Below are 15,944 nucleotides of genomic sequence, written 5' to 3'. Positions count from 1 at the left end.
CCGGCCCGGCGTCAGGTCAGCGCAATGCCGCCGTCGACACGCAGGTTCACGCCGGTGATGAAACTGCTGTCGTCCGACGCCAGGAACAACGCAGCGCGGGCCAATTCCCCCGATTGCGCCAGCCGTCCCAAGGGGATCGCCGCGGCCACGCTCTGCTCGAACGCCGAGCGGTCCGATTCCGCCACGCCCAGCTTTTCAAGAATGGGGGTGTCGGTGGGGCCGGGGCTCAGCACGTTGACGCGGATCTTCCGGGCCTTGAATTCCAGCGCCCAGGCCCGGGCAAAGGCTTCGATGGCCGCCTTCGAGCCCGCGTAGACGGCGTGGCCGTCCAATACCTTCGCGCTCGCGATCGAGCCCGTCAGAATGATGGAGCCGCCGTCGCGCATCAGCGGCAACGCCTTGGTGACACCGAAGAACACGGCGCGCGTGTTGGTGCCGAACTGGATGTCGTAGCTGTCGGCGCTGACGGCTTGCGAAGGCTCGATATTGTTCATGCCGGCGTTCGCCATGTAGATGTCGATGGCGCCGTACCGTTCGCGCACTTGCGCCACCAGGCGATCATGCGTGGCCAGCTCGCCGACGTCCCCCACCACGCCGAAAGCGGATGCGCCCAGCAGCGCCACCGCATCGTCGACGGCCCGCTGCCGGCGCCCGAGAATCGCGACACGCGCGCCTTCGGCGATGAAGGCCTGGGCGGCCGCGAAGCCGATGCCGCTGTTGCCGCCGGTGATGACGGCGGTCTTTCCTGAGAGTTTTTTCATGCTTGTTCCTTCATGGGCACGGATAGCCGCACGGCCTGTTGAAGTCAGTAATCCCAGATGACCGGAACCCAGCGAAACGCGTCGCCGTCGACCGCCACCCGGCCTACGGACGGGAACGGCAGGTGAGCGGCCACCAGCAGCCCGCGGCTTTCCGCCAGTTCCCGGAACAGGCCGATCCGGACAGCGGCCGACTTCTCGGGATCGTGTTCGAAGCCGTTGTGCCACTCGGGGTGGTCGAACCCGACCGGGAACATGGCGTCGCCGGCAAAGGTCAGCCGGTCATCGCCCGAGATCAGATCCACCACGCTGTGCCCCGGGGTGTGGCCGCCGGTGACACGGACGATCACGCCAGGCGCCACCTCGTAGCGGTCCTCGAAGGTCCGAATCCGGTCGCGGTATTCGTTGTAGAAGCTGGTGGCCGTGGTCTTCAGCACCGCGGGCACAGGCTTGGGCATGACGGTCTGCGTGAAATCGGGCGAGGTCCAGAAGTCGACTTCGGTCGCGCATACGTGGATGCGCACGTCGGGACGCAGGCGCTCCTTCACGCCGGCGACAAGCAAGCCGCCCACGTGATCCATGTGCATGTGGGTGATGATCACGTCCGTCACGGATTCCAGCGGAATGCCGGCGGCCTGCAGGCGCTGCGGGAATTGCCCAGCACGCGGGAATCCCGGGAACTGCCCGCCCAGCCCCGCGTCGATCAGGATGGTCTGGTCTCCGCTGCGGGCCACCATCACGTTCAGCGGCCAGTCGAATGCGTCCGGCGGCATGTACATGTAGTCCAGCCAGTTCGCCAGGTCGGCGGGATCGGCATTGGTCGCCATGGTCGAGGTGGGTAAGGGCAGCACCCCGTCGCTGACGACAAGCGCGTCGATGTCGCCGATTTGCAGCGCGTAACGCGAAGGAACCAGATCGATGGGCGTCTGGCCGACGGAATTCGTGGGATTGATTACGGAAGACATGGCGGAATCTCCAAAAGAAAAGTGAAACGTGTCAGGCAGAGGCGTTCAGAAAATCGAGCAGGTCGGCATTGATGCGGTCCTGCAGGGTGGCGGTCAGGCCATGCGGCGCGCCGGGGTAGTAGATTTCCCTGGCGTTCTTCACCAGGCGTGCGGCCTTCTTCGCCGAATCGTGCACAGGCACGATCTGATCGTCCTCGCCGTGCATGAACAATGTCGGCACGTCGATCTTCTTCAGGTCTTCGGTGAAGTCCGTCTCGGAGAACGCCTTGATGCATTCGTAGGCGTTCTTCTGGCCGCTTTGCATGCTCCACAGCCAGAACTGGTCCAGCAGTCCTTGCGACACCTTGGCGCCAGGGCGGTTGGCGCCGTAAAAGGGGATGGCCAGCTCTTTGTAGAACTGCGAGCGGTCGCCCGCCACGCCCTCGCGGATGCCGTCGAAGACCTCGATCGGCAGGCCTTCGGGGTTGGCGGCGGACTTCAGCATCACCGGCGGCACCGCGCCGATGAGCACCGCGCGGGCCACGCGTCCGGTGCCGTGGCGGCCGATGTAGCGCGCCACTTCGCCGCCCCCGGTGGAATGGCCGACCATCGTGATGCGCTTCAGGTCCAACGCTTCGATCAGTTGCGCCAGATCGTCGGCGTAGCCGTTCATGTCATTGCCGGACGAGGATTGCGACGAGCGCCCGTGCCCGCGGCGGTCATGCGCGATGACACGAAAACCCTTGCGCGCCAGGAAGTGCATCTGGCCGTCCCAGGCGTCCGCATTGAGCGGCCAGCCATGCGAGAAGGTGACGACGGGGCCGTCGCCCCAATCCTTGTAATAGATCTGCGTACCGTCTTCAGTGGTGATGGTGTTGCGGGTCATGGACGTGCTCCGGTTGGGGTTGGGCGTTGCGTTGCGTCGTGCTTCGGTGATCGACGACTGCATCGTAGGTCTGGCGTTTTTTGCCCGGTAGGCCCGTGACGGGAAGCACGCTGTTGTGCGGCGCGCACCAATGCGCAACGGCGCAGGGGCGCGCACGCCTGGGGCTGTGCGCGGCACGATTGTTGTCGCCGGGACAACACCATGCGTCCTTGCGCGGCCCTACCGCCCCGCCCGCCGCATCTCTAGCATTTGTCCTACTGGAGCGCCCAAGGGCGCGGGAGCGACATCATGCATCTGGGAAAGTCCTACCGCTTGAGCGAGTTCATCGTCTGGACCCGCAGGAATATCTACGGCCTGCTGGCGCTGAGCCTCGTGCCCGTGCTGCTCTATCAGGTCGCTGGCATGAAATGGCTGACCCTGCCCTTGTCGGTGGTGTCGCTGCTGGGCACCGCCGCCACCTTCGTCGTCGGCTTCAAGAACGTGCAGACCTACGCGCGCACGGTCGAAGCGCAGAAGATCTGGATGAGCATCGTCAGCGCCAGCCGTTACTGGGGCGTGATCAGCCATACCTATGTCGGCAATGCCGAGCAGACCGCCGGCCTGCTGAAGCGGCACCTGGCCTGGCTGACGGCCTTGCGCTATCAATTGCGCGAGGCGCGCGCATGGGAAACCGTGGCAAGCCGGCCCAATACGGAATACCGGAAGCGGTACGTGATCCCGGAACGCAGCGAATCCCTGGAATCCGCGCTGTCCCGTTACCTGCCGCAAGAGGAAATCGCCGCGTTGATGCAGGCCGACGGCAAGGCCGCGCAACTGCTTGCCATGCAGGGCCGCGCGGTCAGAAGCCTGCTGGACCAGGGTGCCATCACCGCTTCGGAATATGCCGAGCTCAACAGCCGCATCCGGGAGTTCCTCGATCTGCAGGGACAGGCCGAGCGGATCAAGAATTTCCCGTATCCGCGCCAGTACGCGATCATCAACACCTTGTTCGTGCGTGCCTTCTGCGTGGTGCTGCCGGTTGGCCTGACAGGCCAGTTCGCTCAGCTCGGCCAGGACGTGGGCGGTTTCATGCAGGGCCAGATGGTATGGCTGGCGGTGCCGTTCAGCGTGATCATCTCGTGGATCTACACCTCGCTTGAGCAGGTCGGCGAAAGCACGGAGAACCCCTTCGAGGGCAGCGCCAACGACGTGCCGATCAGCCGCCTGAGCACGATGATAGAGCGGGACCTGAAGCAGATGCAGGGCCGCTCCGACCTGCCCGGGCTGTCCTCCAAGGTGATCGTGCTGTAGGCGCGGAGACCCGCCGCGCGCGCGCCCCGGGCGGCTGTCCCGCATAGGCGCTTCGCGCTTGTCGTCCCTGGCGCGCTGCGGCAAAATAGCCTGCCTTTCGCCCCCTCTCCCCATTGGCGTTGGCCCACTCCATGACCGACTCCGTGATCCTGTTCGACCGTCACCGCCCGCGCCTGTACGCGATCGCCTACCGCATGCTGGGCGCGGTGGCCGAGGCCGAAGATGTGGTGCAGGACGCATGGCTGCGCTGGCACGGCACGGACCGGTCCGTGGTCGATAACGCCGAAGCCTGGCTGGTCACCGTCACCACCCGCTTGTCCATCGACCGGCTCCGCGCGGCCAAGGCCGAACGGGCCCAGTACGTGGGCGCGTGGCTGCCGGAACCGATGCTGATGGCCCCGCCCTCCACGCCCGAGCAGATCCACGAATTCGCGGACGATGTTTCGGTGGCGTTTCTGTTCATGCTGGAACGCCTGTCGCCGGACGCCCGCGCGGCTTTCCTGATGCGCGACGTGTTCGACGCCGACTACGAAGACATCGCGCAGACGCTGGACAAGACCCCGGCCGCGATCCGCCAGCTCGTGCGGCGGGCCCGGCTGCAGCTACGGCAGGGCGCCCCGCGCGAGGCCGTGCCGCGCGCCACGCTGCAACGCCTTCTGCTGGCCTTCGCCGACGCCATGCAACGCAGCGACTTCCATGGCCTGCATGCCCTGCTGAGCGACGACGCCGAGCTCATCGGCGACGGCGGCGACAAGGTCTCCAGCTTTGCGCGCCTGGTGGGCGGCAAGCGCCTGGCGCAGCTTTTCTACGCGGGCACGCGCAGGTTCCGCGACGCGCTGCGCACCGAGGTGGTTCAGGTGAACGGGCAATGGGCGCTGCTGCGTTTCATCGATGGCAAGCTTGAATCCGTGCAGTCCTATGAAACCGACGGCGTACGCCTGACCCGCGTCCTGGTGCAGCGCAACCCGGACAAGCTGGCGCGCATCGCGGCCGCGCTGGCGCAAGGCTGACGCCGCCCCCGCGCCGCCGTTGGTGCATGGCGGGCAACATCGTGATCCCTTGCGCGGATCTACCGCCGCGCCGCCCCCACTTCTACGATGGCCCTGTCACCACTCAACCAAGGACAGGCCATGTCGAAGATCATGAAGTTCGGATTGCCCTTTATTGCCGCCGGGGCGTTGCTGGGCCAGATAGCCCACGGCGCGTCCCACCACGACGCGGCCGCCGCCAAGCCCGCCGATCCCATCGTCACGGAGCTGATGACAAAGAACCTGCCGGACATCCCGGGCAAGGATGCGCTGATGCTCATCGTCGACTACCCGCCCGGAGCCGCCGACCCCATCCATCGCCACGACGCCTACGGCTTCGTCTACGTGCTGGAAGGCAGCATCATCATGCAGGTCAAGGGCGGCAAGGAAGTCACGCTGACCCCGGGCCAGACCTTCTACGAAGGGCCGGACGACATCCACACCGTGGGCCGCAATGCCAGCCAGACCAAGCCCGCCAAGTTCCTGGTCGTCCTGATCAAGAAACAGGGCGCCCCGGCCTTGGTGCCGGTTAAATAGGGACGATTCAAGAAGGCCATCATGGCGGTGCCCGGCATAGGCAACCCGGCACCCGCCACGCATAGCGGGCTGGCCATCCCCTTCGGGAAAACCAGCTTTTTTTCTTCGGGCCAGTGTCACAAAATTGCCCGGCGCGCCGTCTTAGGGGTAGGATCAACCCACTCGCGGCGCCGCCAACATGTCGACACCCTCTACAGCCTCCCCGGTCACCACCCAATCCAGCGGGCCAGATTCACTGGCCGACAGCTTCGCCACCAGCTACGCGGGCGTCATGGCCTTCATCGCCGTCGCCGCGGAAGGCAACTTCGCCAAGGCCGGCGACCGCCTGGGCATCGGCCGCTCGGCGGTCAGCCGCAGCGTGCAAAAGCTGGAAGATCAGTTGGGTATCCGGCTGTTCGTCCGCACCACCCGCAGCACCTCTCTGACTGCCGAGGGCAAACGCTTCTATGAGCAATGCCATCCCGGCGTCGAGCGCATCATCCAGGCGCTGGACGACATGCGCGAACTGCGCGAGGGCCCGCCCACCGGTCAGTTGCGCGTGTGCTCCACCGTGGGCTTTGGCCGCAAGGTCGTCGCCCCCTTGCTGAAGGAGTTCCGGGAGATCAACCCGAATATCTCGGTGGAGCTGTTGCTGGATGACGGCCCCACCGACTTCACCACGGACCGCGTCGACGTGTCGTTCCGCAACGGCCGCATGGAAGACAGCCAGGTGATCGCCAAGAAAGTGATCCCCATGCAGATGATGCTGTGCGCCTCGCCCGGCTATGCCGCCGCGCACGGCCTGCCCAGCAGCGTCGACGAACTCGAGGCCCACCGCTGCGTGAACTTTCGGCTGTCCTCGGGGCGGGTGTACGAATGGGAGTTCAAGGAGAGCGGCCACCTGCGCAAGGTTGCGCCGCCCGCCATGCTGACGTTCAACGATGCCGATCTCGTTCTGCAATCGGTGCTGGACGGCCATGGCATCGCGCAAATGGCCGGCTATCAGGTCTGCGACCACCTGCGCGCCGGCAGGCTGGTCGCCTGCCTGCCGCAACACGCGCCCGACGATCGCGGACATTACCTGTGTTTCCTCAGCCGCCAGCACCTGCCGGCACGCATGCGCGTATTCATCGACTACATGACCGAACGCATCCGCGCGCTGGATCTGCAAATACTCGACAGCCTGCTGCTCAAGCAGGCGTGAACGGCTATTGCGTCAACGCCACCACGCTTTCGATTCCACCCTGGGCCATCTTGGAATACGGGCACAGGCGTTCCGTGTTGCGCACCAGTTCTTCGGCCACGGCCTTGTCCACGCCGGGCAGGTGGATATTGACATCCGCCGTCAGCGCGAACAAACCGTCCACGGGATCGCGGCCGAACGAGATGGTGGCCGTCACGGAGGCGTCCGGGACGGCCACGCCGGCCCGCCCGGCCAGCATGCTCAGCGCGCCGTGAAAGCACGCCGCATAACCGGCGGCAAACAGTTGTTCAGGATTCGTTCCCCCGCCCTTGCCGCCCAACTCGACCGGCAGGCGCAGTTCGACAAACAGCTCGCCATCATCGGAAATGGCGATGCCGGAGGCGCGACCGTGCGCGGCCTCTCCGCCGCGCACCGTCACGCTGGTGGTGTACAGGGGAAGGAAATCCTCGCCCCGGTACTTGTCCAGGAGAGTCTGGGGAGGAGGCCGCAGTTTGCTCATGAAGGTCCTCGTGCCCGCCGCTACTTTCGTGCGCCCGAACGGCTGAACCAGGTTTCGAAGTCGATCTTGCCCAGGCGCGGGCCGGATCCGGGCACCAGTGTGTCATCGGTGAGCAACGCGCCGAAATAGCGCGCGCCCGCGTCTGCCTGAACGGTGCGTGTGTCGCCGATTTTACCCATGTAGCGTTGCGCCAGTTCGGCCAGACGCACCCGCTCGGGGCCGGCGATTTCCACGGTGCCGTTCACCGGCGCCCCCAGCGTGGCATCGGCCATCGCCCGCGCGACGTCGTCGGACGCGATCGGCTGGACAAAGGCGGGCGACAGCCGCACTTCGTCGCCCTGGGTGCCCGACTGCACGATGCCGCCCAGGAACTCGAAGAACTGCGTGCTGTGAACGATGGTGTACGGAATCCCGGCGGCCTCGATCAGTTCTTCCTGCGCGATCTTGCCGCGGAAGTAGCCGCTTTCGGCCAGGCGGTGCGTGCCCACCACCGACAGGGCGACGTGGTGGCGCACACCGGCCCGGGCTTCCGCCGCCAGCAGGTTGCGTCCCGAGGTCTGGAAGAACTCCAGCACGGCCCGGTCTTCGAACGAGGGCGAATTGGCGACATCGACCACGGTATCAACCCCGGCCAACGCCGGGTCCAGGCCTTCGCCGGTGATCGTGTTCACGCCGGTCGCGGGCGACGCGGCGATGGCCTCGTGGCCTTGCTCGGTGAGCAGTTTGACAAGTTTGGAGCCAATCAGGCCCGTACCGCCGATTACCAGGATTTTCATGATGAGTCCTTAGTTGAACTTGGCCTTGTCCAGGCCATAGGCCTTGTCGGCCGAGCCGGGCACGGTCTGGAAGCCCACGTTGAGGCGGTTCCATCCATTGATCGCCATGACGGCGAAGCTCAGGTCCGAGATTTCCTTTTCGGACAACTGGGTGCGCACACGCTCATAGATCTCGTCGGGCACGCCATGCGCGCCCAGCGTGGTCAGCGCTTCGGTCCAGGCCAGGCAGGCGCGCTCACGCGGGGAAAACTCGGTGGATTCGCGCCAGATCGCCACATGATGCAGGCGCAGTTCGCGTTCGCCGTGGATCTTGGCCTGCTTCACGTGCATATCCAGGCAGAAGCCGCAGCCGTTGATCTGCGAGGCCCGGATTTCGACCAGGCTCAGGATGGACTGCTCGATCGTGCCGGACTTCAAGAGCATGCCGAATTCGACGAATTTCTTGAACAATTCGGGCGATTGGGCAAAGGCGTTCAGACGTTGACTCATGATGGTTCCCTCGGATTGGTTCGGCGTCCAGCCAGTGCTGGACCGGGTGTGGTGTTTGCTTGGACAACGCCTGAATCGTAGGGCCGCATGGAAATCGGCAGAAGCCCCGGCCAAGGGACCATGATGTTGACGCAATGGCAACAATGGTTGGGGTGGCCGGCGGTCAGCCCGGGGCCTTGATGGGCGGGGGCTAACGTTCCGGCTGTCCGACGCCGCGCGGCGTCGCTACAAACAGGCCGCCGCCGGGCAAGTGCTTGCACGCGAAGCGATCGCGACTGAGGCACGGAATGGTGAAATCCCGGTTTCGGCCATCAGCGCTTGAGGTGACGCTCACAGGACGCACCCGGCGGGTGCGTTCACCACTTTGTTTTTCTTGGCCTTTTCAGGGGCTCAGGCTGACGCTCGCAGCTTCTCGCGCAGCGTCTGCAGCAGTTCGCTCCAGTCCTGTCCCCGGCGATGCAGGGTCATGGACGGATACCACGGCGTGTCGCTGCGGTTGAGCTGCCAGCGCCAGTCGGGCATGGCCGGAAGCAGCAGCCAGGTCGGTCGGCCAAGCGAGCCCGCCAAGTGGGCGGCGGACGTGTCCACCGTGATGATCAGATCCAGGTTTGCCGCCAGAGCCGCGCTATCGGCGAAGTCGTTCAGTTCAGCGCCGGTCAATCGGAGCGTGGCGGCGGGGTTGCCAGCACGCCAGCGCTCGATGGCGGCGAGGTCGTCGTCGCGCACGTCCTTCTGCAGGCTGATGAAGTCCGCCGGCACGTCGAGCAGCGGACTCAGAACTTCAAACGGAATCGAGCGGTTGTGATCGTCCTGGTGGCTCGCGCTGCCGGACCAGGCCAGGCCGATACGCGGGCGCGCGCCCTTGGGACCCAAATATTCGGCCCAGGCTTGCGTGCGCGCGGCATCGGCTTGCAGTGTGTGAGTCAGCGGCCAGGGTTCGGCGCTGTGGCGCGACAGTGCCAGCGGCAGGCTCAGCAAGGGCGTGTGACGGTCAAAGACAGGGACCTCGTCATTCTGGCTGATGACGGTTACGCCGGGCAGGTTGGCCTGCAGCAAAGTCAGGAGAGGCGCCTGCACGAGGAAGATCACGCGGTCTGCCTGGTTGGGCAAGGCCGCCACGTAACGGCTGAACTGCAGCGTGTCGCCCAAGCCTTGTTCTGCATGCACCAGCAAGGTCTTGCCTTGCAGCGATGATTCGCCCAACCAGGGCGCACCGCTGAAGGGCATGGTCTGCACGCCATCGCGCCAGCGCCACTCGTAGTCGCGCCAACCATGAGTGTATTGACCCAGCAGCAAGTTGGTCTGCGCCCGGTTGTTGCGCGCGCCGGCGTGGTCGCTGTCGATGGCAAGCGCTTGCTTGAAGTGACGCAATGCATCCTGAAAGCGCTGCTCGTCACGCGCCAGAACGCCGAGGTTGGTGTGCGCGTCCAGCAATCGGGGATCGAGTTTGAGCGCGGTTTCGTAGGCGGCTTTCTCCTGGCGGTGCTGACCTTGTGCGCCCAGCACGATGCCGCGCAGATAGTGCAGCGGCGCCACGCGCGGCGCCAGCGCCACGGTGCCGTCGATCAGCGCCAAGGCCTGGCCGGCGCGCTTGAGCCGCAGCAGGACGTCGACAATACGGCCCAGCAGGGCAAGATCATTGTTCGAGGCGCGGTAGGCAGCGCGAAAGTGCATCAGCGCGCTTTCCAACCGGCCGGCCTTGAGGTTGACGCTGCCGGCGTCGCGCAACACGGCGATATCGTTGGGACGCAGGCGCGCGGCATCGTCAAAGCGGTCGGCGGCGAGGTCCAGGCGATCCAGGCGGCTCAGGGCATAGGCCAGCGAGCAGATAAGTTCCGCATCGTCAGGATGGGACGCGAGCGCCGGCTCCAGCAGATCTGCCGCTTGCCTGGCGTCGCCGGCGGTAAACGCGGCGGCGGCTTGCGCCAGAATGTCCAGTTTGGATTGGGCCTCTGCCATTGGTACTTCCCTAAAGCGCGCTCGGTGGAATTGGCTGCCGCATGGGCGGCGGCTGCAATTCTACTTGGCGCCTACGGGAGTCTCAAAGACTGGGGACGGGGATTGATCCGCGCAATTCGGGCGCAAAAAAAGGCCCAGAAAAAGGCCCAGAAAAACGTAAGTCCTTGATTCTGTGGTGCGCCCGACAGGAATCGAACCTGTATCAAGAGCTTCGGAAACTCTCATTCTATCCATTGAACTACGGGCGCAGCGCAAGGAGGCGGTATTGTACCTAGTTTTCCACGATCTGCATGAAGTGGATCAAATCTTCCGGCAAACTCATCGAAAACCCGTTCAGTTGCATTGGACCTGTGTCCCTGACACCGTTATATAATCCAGCGTTTGCTTGCAGGCGGGCATGGGTTGCCGCCGACTTGTGCAGTACTGATTTTCTGTTGCCGCCGCCAGGCGCCCCCGGTACCCGTTAGCAGGATTTGGTCATGAGCAACGAGCAGGAACACATAGAAGAGCACTCCTCCCCCATCAAGACCCCGAAGCAATTGATCGTAACGATCGTCCTGGCTTTCGTGGTTCCCATCGCCATCATCATCCTACTGGTGAACATGGTGGTCACCGGCAACAAGACGAACGCCGGCTCGGACGCGCTGTCCGGCGAAGCCATCGCCAGGCGGATCGCCCCGGTCGCGGGCTTCGAGCTTGTCGACGCCAACGCCCCCAAGGTCTTCAAGACCGGCGAACAGGTCTTCGCCGCCGTCTGTACGGCCTGTCACACCGCCGGCATTGCTGGCGCGCCGAAGATGGGCGACAACGCCGCGTGGGCGCCGTTCATCAAGGCCGGCTACGACGCCATGCTGAATGTGGCGCTGCACGGCAAGGGCGGCATGCCCGCCAAGGGCGGCAATCCGACGCTGTCCGACTATGAGGTCGCGCGCGCCGTGGTCTACATGGCCAACAAGTCGGGCGCCTCGCTGCCCGAGCCCGCTGCTCCCGCCGAAGAAGGCGCCAAGAAGGAAGCGGGCGCTGCTCCGGCCGCCGCGCCGGTTGCCGCCGCGCCTGCGGCGCCTGCCGCCGCAGCCCCTGCCCCGGCGGCTCCCGCGCCGCAGCAGACCGCCGCCGTCAACCCGGCTGGCGAAAAGCTCTACAAGACCGTCTGTTTCGCGTGCCATGCCACCGGCGTGGCCAACGCCCCCAAGTTCGGCGACAAGGCCGCCTGGGAGCCCTTCATCAAGACGGGCATGGACGCCATGGTGCAGGTCGCCATGCAGGGCAAGCCGCCAATGCCCCCCAAGGGCGGCGCGGCCAATGCGTCGGAAGAAGACATCCGCGCTGCCGTGCAATACATGGTGGACGCCGCCAAGTAAGCGCCGCGCCGCGACGCGTTCGCGGACAAGAAAAAGCCCCTTGATGCATCAAGGGGCTTTTTTTATCGACGGACGCCGCGGGACGTCAGTCCGCCGACGATTTCAGCAACGACATGCCCAGTTGCACGCGGCGCTGCAGCCACAGGCTGGGACGGTAGCGGGGGTCGCCCGTGACGCGCTGCATGCTCTTCAGGATTTCCAGGATACGGTCCGCGCCCAGCTTGTCGCCCAGGGCCAGCGGGCCCGTCGGGTAGCCCAGCCCCAGCGTCACGGCCTGGTCGATGTCTTCCGGCGTGGCGATGTGCTGCTGAGCGATGTCGCTGGCGATGTTGACGATCATCGCCACGATACGCTGGGCGATGAAGCCGGGCGAATCCTCGATCACCGTCACCGGCACGCCGTCGGCGGCCAGCAGCGCATGCGCGGCGTCACGCCATTTTGCTTCGGTCGCGGGCGACGCCATCAGGGTGCGCCGCTTGGCGCCGTCGAACGCGTACAGCGCATCCAGGCCCACCGTGCGGGCCGCATTCAGGCCTTGGGCGGAAACGGCGGTGGACACGTCTTCGCCGAACGGCGTGACGATGATCAGCGCATCGGCATCGGGCGAGGCGCCCGTCACCAGCGTGGCGCCGAGCTTTTCGACCAGCGCCGAGGCGCGCGCGTAGCCTTCCGCGTGCTTGGGGCTGACCCAGACCTTCAATCCTTGCGGCAGCGCCGGCACGGGCGCTTCCGCCGGCACCTGCTTCTGGCCGTCGGCGTAGACATAGAAGCCCTCGCCTGCCTTGCGGCCGATCAGGCCTCCGGCCAGGCGCACCGTCGTGATCGGCGACGGGCGGAAGCGCGGCTCGTCGAAGAACTGGCGATAGATGGACTCCATGACCGGGTGGGACACGTCCAGCGCGGTCAGGTCCAGCAGTTCGAACGGACCCATGCGGAAACCGGCCTGCTCGCGCATGACGGCATCCACCTGGGCGAAGGTGGCCACGGCCTCCTGCGCCACCCGCAGGCCTTCGGTGTTCATGCCGCGTCCGGCGTGGTTGACGATGAAGCCGGGCATGTCCTTGGCGCGCACGGGCGTGTGGCCCATGCGGCGGGCCAGCTCGGCCAGCGCGTCGCCGACCTCCGGCGCGCTGCGCAGGCCGTCGATGACCTCCACGACCTTCATCAGCGCCACCGGATTGAAGAAGTGGTAGCCGGCCACGCGTTGCGGACGCTTGCAGGCCGCCGCGATGGCGGTGATGGACAGGGACGACGTATTGGACGCCAGGATGCAGTCTTCGGAGACCACGCCTTCCAGCGCCGCGAACAGGTCGCGCTTGACGTCCAGCCGCTCGACAATGGCCTCGACCACGAGCTGGCACTTGGACATGTCGGTCAGCGCGGTAGCGGATTCCACGCGTTCCAGCGCGGCTTGCGCGTCGGCGGCGGTCAGCTTGCCCTTTTGCGCCAGCTTGTCCCAGGTCTGGCGCAACGATTCGCGCGCGGCGGCAACGGCATCGGCGCTGGTGTCGTACAAGCGCACGCGCAAGCCGGCTTGCGCCGCGATCTGCGCGATGCCGCGCCCCATCGCCCCGGCGCCCACGACGCCGATGGTTTGAATCTCCGTCATCAACTATCTCCTGCCTGTATTGGAATGGTTCGTGCGCCGCGGACGTGGCGCAAAGGCGCGCGGCAGGCGGCACGGGGCCGCCCCGCGTCCGCTCAGGACCGGCTCTGCGCCAGCGCCTGGATTTCGTCGGCCGACAGGCCGAGCTTTTCGGAAAGGACCTGCTCGGTGTGCTCGCCCAGCATGGGCGGCGCGCGGCGGTACTCGACCGGGCTGCCCGAGAACTTCAGCGGGCTGGCCGCCATCGGCACGGCGCCGGCCGCCGGGTGCGGAAGTTCCCGCTTCATGCCGCGGGCCAGGACGTGCGGATCTTCGTAGACCTGGTCCAGCGTGTTGATCGGGCCCGCCGGCACGCCCACGCCTTCCAGCGCGGTGAGCCAGTGGTCGCGTTCGCCTGTAGCCATGCGCTCGACCAGCAAGGGCACCAGTTCTTCGCGATTCTTCACGCGCTGCGGATTGGTGGAGAAGCGCGGGTCGGCCGACAGTTCCGGCAGGCCGATCGCGCCGCAATAGTTGCGGAACTGGCTGTCGTTGCCGACGGCCACGATCAGGTGGCCGTCGCTGGCCGCGAAGACCTGGTACGGCACGAGGTTCTGATGCGCGTTGCCGGCGCGCTTGGGCGCGGCGCCGGAGGTCATGAAGTTCAGGTTCTGGTTGGCCAGCATGGCAACCTGGCAATCCAGCAGGGCCATGTCGATGTGCTGGCCCAGGCCGCTCCTGGCGCGTTCGTGCAGCGCGGCCAGGATGCCCACCGTGGAATACATCCCGGTCATCAGATCGGCCACGGCCACGCCCGCCTTTTGCGGGCCGCCGCCGGGCAGATCGTCGCGCTCGCCCGTGATGCTCATCAGGCCGCCCATGCCCTGGATCATGAAGTCATAGCCGGGACGGCTGGCGTACGGGCCGGTCTGGCCGAAACCGGTGATCGAGCAATAGATCAGGCGGGGATTGATTTCCTTCAGGCTGTCGTAGTCCAGGCCGTACTTGGAAAGTCCGCCGACCTTGAAATTCTCGACCAGGATGTCGCTTTGCAGCGCCAGTTCGCGCACCAGCTCGGCGCCGCGCGGCGACGCGATGTCCAGCGCCACCGACATCTTGTTGCGGTTGGCCGACAGGTAATACGCAGCCTCGGTGGTGTCGTGGCCCGCTTCGTCCTTCAGGTACGGAGGCCCCCAGGCGCGCGTGTCGTCGCCCGAGCCCGGCCGTTCGATCTTGATCACCTCGGCGCCGAGATCTGCCAGGTTCTGGGTGCACCAGGGGCCCGCCAGCACGCGGGTCAGGTCCAGCACGCGTATGCCGGTAAGAGGAGCGGGACGTTGCGACATCTGTAATCTTTTCGCTAGAAGAGAAATGAGAACTTTCGGCTCGCGGCCATGCGCGAGGCCAGACTGGATATTAGCCGTTTGGGCACCATCACCGGATATCCGGCGGCCGAAAGCTCAGGAATGGGCCTTGATGGTCTCGCGGGCGATCACCAGCTGCTGGATCTGCGAGGTGCCTTCAAAGATGCGGAACAGGCGCACATCGCGGTAGAAGCGTTCCACGGCGTACTCGGACATGTAGCCCGCGCCGCCGTGGATCTGCACGGCGCGATCGGCGACGCGGCCCACCATTTCGGTGGAAAACAGCTTGCAGCAGGCAGCCTGCATGGTGGTGTTTTCCCCGCGGTCGCGCATGCGGGCGGCGTCCAGCACCATGCAGCGCGCGGCATAGAGTTCGGCCTGGCTGTCGGCGATCATCGCCTGGATCAACTGGAATTCCGCGATGGGCTGGCCGAACTGCTTGCGTTCGGTGGCGTACTTCACGGCGTCGCGCAGCAGGCGGTCGGCGATGCCCACGCACAGGGCGGAAATATGCAGGCGGCCCTTGTCCAGGACACGCATGGACGTGCGGAACCCGTTGCCTTCTTCGCCGCCCAGCAGCGCGCTGGCCGGGACGCGGCAATTGTCGAACACGACGTCGCTGGTCAACGCGCCGGCCTGGCCCATCTTCTTGTCGGGCTTGCCGATGATCAGGCCGGGCGTGCCCGCCTCGACCAGGAAGCACGAGATCGAATTGGCGCGGCGCTCCGGCGCGGTGCGCGCCATGACCGAAAACAGGCCGGCGATGGGCGCGTTGGTGATGTAGCGCTTGGTGCCGTTCAGCACGTACACATCACCGTCGCGCTCGGCGGACAGGCGCAGGGCCATGGCGTCGGAGCCCGCGTCGGGCTCCGTCAGCGCGAAGGAGCCGATCAGTTCGCCGCTGGCCAGCTTGGGCAGGTAGCGGGCGCGCTGCTCGTCGGTGCCGGCCAGGACGATGGCCTGCGAACCGATGCCGATGTTGGTGCCGGCCAGCGAGCGGAACGCGGGCGAGGTCTGGCCCAGTTCGAACACGACGCGCACCTCTTCTTCCATGGTCAGGCCCAGGCCGCCGAAATCGGGCGATATGGACAGGCCGAAGAGGCCCAGTTCGCGCATTTCATTGACGATGTCGGCCGGCACCTGGCCGCTTGCGGCAAGCTCGTCTTCGGCGGGGATCAGGCGTTCATGCACGAAGCGGCGCACGGCGTCGAGCAGCAGGGTCAGGGTTTCGGTGTCGAGGGCCATGATGAGGTTCTCACTAGTCAGATACGAAAAAGGGTTCGGA

At 65.8% G+C, this 15,944-nt stretch carries 15 protein-coding genes and 1 tRNA gene; 5 read left to right on the top strand and 11 right to left on the bottom strand.

The genetic code is table 11. The annotated features are described in order from the left end of the window. Nucleotides 1-11: 11 nt before the first annotated feature. From ASE30_RS05590 to ASE30_RS05580, 3 genes are read right to left on the bottom strand one after another with little or no spacing between them, the layout of a single operon-like run. Nucleotides 12-761: an SDR family NAD(P)-dependent oxidoreductase gene (locus ASE30_RS05590; RefSeq protein ID WP_057283313.1), complete on the bottom strand. Its 750-nt coding sequence runs from the start codon at nt 759-761 to the stop codon at nt 12-14. A 44-nt stretch (nt 762-805) separates the two neighbouring features. Beyond that, complete coding sequence (locus tag ASE30_RS05585; RefSeq protein ID WP_057283312.1) at nt 806-1,723, bottom strand: MBL fold metallo-hydrolase; 918 nt, start codon at nt 1,721-1,723, stop codon at nt 806-808. 31 nt (nt 1,724-1,754) lie between these two features. Further along, entirely contained in the window at nt 1,755-2,588 is an 834-nt protein-coding gene (locus ASE30_RS05580; protein WP_057283311.1) for an alpha/beta fold hydrolase, read from the bottom strand. Nucleotides 2,589-2,876: 288 nt separating this feature from the next. Between ASE30_RS05580 and ASE30_RS05575 the strand changes: the two genes are divergently transcribed. From ASE30_RS05575 to ASE30_RS05560, 4 genes are all read left to right on the top strand, one after another. After that, nucleotides 2,877-3,878, top strand: coding sequence for a bestrophin family protein (locus tag ASE30_RS05575; protein WP_057283310.1), 1,002 nt, complete (start codon nt 2,877-2,879; stop codon nt 3,876-3,878). Between the two features lie 131 nt (nt 3,879-4,009). Then, nucleotides 4,010-4,888 (top strand): RNA polymerase sigma-70 factor, encoded by an 879-nt coding sequence (locus ASE30_RS05570; RefSeq protein ID WP_057283309.1) that lies wholly within the window; start codon nt 4,010-4,012, stop codon nt 4,886-4,888. A gap of 120 nt (nt 4,889-5,008) precedes the next feature. Continuing rightward, on the top strand, nt 5,009-5,443 hold the full coding sequence (locus ASE30_RS05565; RefSeq protein WP_057283308.1) for a cupin domain-containing protein: 435 nt from the start codon (nt 5,009-5,011) through the stop codon (nt 5,441-5,443). 178 nt (nt 5,444-5,621) lie between these two features. Continuing rightward, nucleotides 5,622-6,626: a LysR family transcriptional regulator gene (locus ASE30_RS05560; protein WP_057283307.1), complete on the top strand. Its 1,005-nt coding sequence runs from the start codon at nt 5,622-5,624 to the stop codon at nt 6,624-6,626. Nucleotides 6,627-6,630: 4 nt separating this feature from the next. Here the strand turns inward: ASE30_RS05560 and ASE30_RS05555 are convergent, their stop codons facing one another. The 5 genes from ASE30_RS05555 to ASE30_RS05535 form a co-directional block, all read right to left on the bottom strand. Continuing rightward, nucleotides 6,631-7,125 (bottom strand): Ohr family peroxiredoxin, encoded by a 495-nt coding sequence (locus tag ASE30_RS05555; RefSeq protein WP_057283306.1) that lies wholly within the window; start codon nt 7,123-7,125, stop codon nt 6,631-6,633. A 20-nt stretch (nt 7,126-7,145) separates the two neighbouring features. After that, nucleotides 7,146-7,901, bottom strand: coding sequence for an SDR family oxidoreductase (locus tag ASE30_RS05550; protein WP_057283305.1), 756 nt, complete (start codon nt 7,899-7,901; stop codon nt 7,146-7,148). 9 nt (nt 7,902-7,910) lie between these two features. Then, complete coding sequence (locus tag ASE30_RS05545) at nt 7,911-8,390, bottom strand: carboxymuconolactone decarboxylase family protein (protein WP_057283304.1); 480 nt, start codon at nt 8,388-8,390, stop codon at nt 7,911-7,913. Between the two features lie 390 nt (nt 8,391-8,780). Next, entirely contained in the window at nt 8,781-10,349 is a 1,569-nt protein-coding gene (locus tag ASE30_RS05540) for a tetratricopeptide repeat protein (RefSeq protein WP_057283303.1), read from the bottom strand. Nucleotides 10,350-10,522: 173 nt separating this feature from the next. Then, nucleotides 10,523-10,597, bottom strand: a tRNA-Arg gene (locus ASE30_RS05535). A gap of 231 nt (nt 10,598-10,828) precedes the next feature. On the opposite strand from ASE30_RS05535, the gene ASE30_RS05530 reads away from it, so the two are divergent. Further along, the gene (locus ASE30_RS05530) at nt 10,829-11,710 is read left to right on the top strand and encodes a cytochrome c5 family protein (RefSeq protein ID WP_057283302.1); all 882 of its coding nucleotides are present in this window, start codon (nt 10,829-10,831) and stop codon (nt 11,708-11,710) included. Nucleotides 11,711-11,795: 85 nt separating this feature from the next. Here the strand turns inward: ASE30_RS05530 and ASE30_RS05525 are convergent, their stop codons facing one another. The 3 genes from ASE30_RS05525 to ASE30_RS05515 form a co-directional block, all read right to left on the bottom strand. Continuing rightward, the gene (locus ASE30_RS05525) at nt 11,796-13,319 is read right to left on the bottom strand and encodes a 3-hydroxyacyl-CoA dehydrogenase (RefSeq protein ID WP_057283301.1); all 1,524 of its coding nucleotides are present in this window, start codon (nt 13,317-13,319) and stop codon (nt 11,796-11,798) included. 92 nt (nt 13,320-13,411) lie between these two features. Beyond that, nucleotides 13,412-14,641, bottom strand: coding sequence for a CaiB/BaiF CoA-transferase family protein (locus ASE30_RS05520; RefSeq protein ID WP_057283300.1), 1,230 nt, complete (start codon nt 14,639-14,641; stop codon nt 13,412-13,414). A 114-nt stretch (nt 14,642-14,755) separates the two neighbouring features. Further along, nucleotides 14,756-15,904: an acyl-CoA dehydrogenase family protein gene (locus ASE30_RS05515; RefSeq protein ID WP_057283299.1), complete on the bottom strand. Its 1,149-nt coding sequence runs from the start codon at nt 15,902-15,904 to the stop codon at nt 14,756-14,758. Between the last annotated feature and the right edge of the window lie 40 nt (nt 15,905-15,944).

The organism is Achromobacter sp. Root83 (assembly GCF_001428845.1).
Taxonomy (GTDB): Bacteria; Pseudomonadota; Gammaproteobacteria; order Burkholderiales; family Burkholderiaceae_B; genus Achromobacter.
Note: the sequence above shows the minus strand (reverse complement) of the source record. Positions and strands in the feature narration are given on the sequence as shown.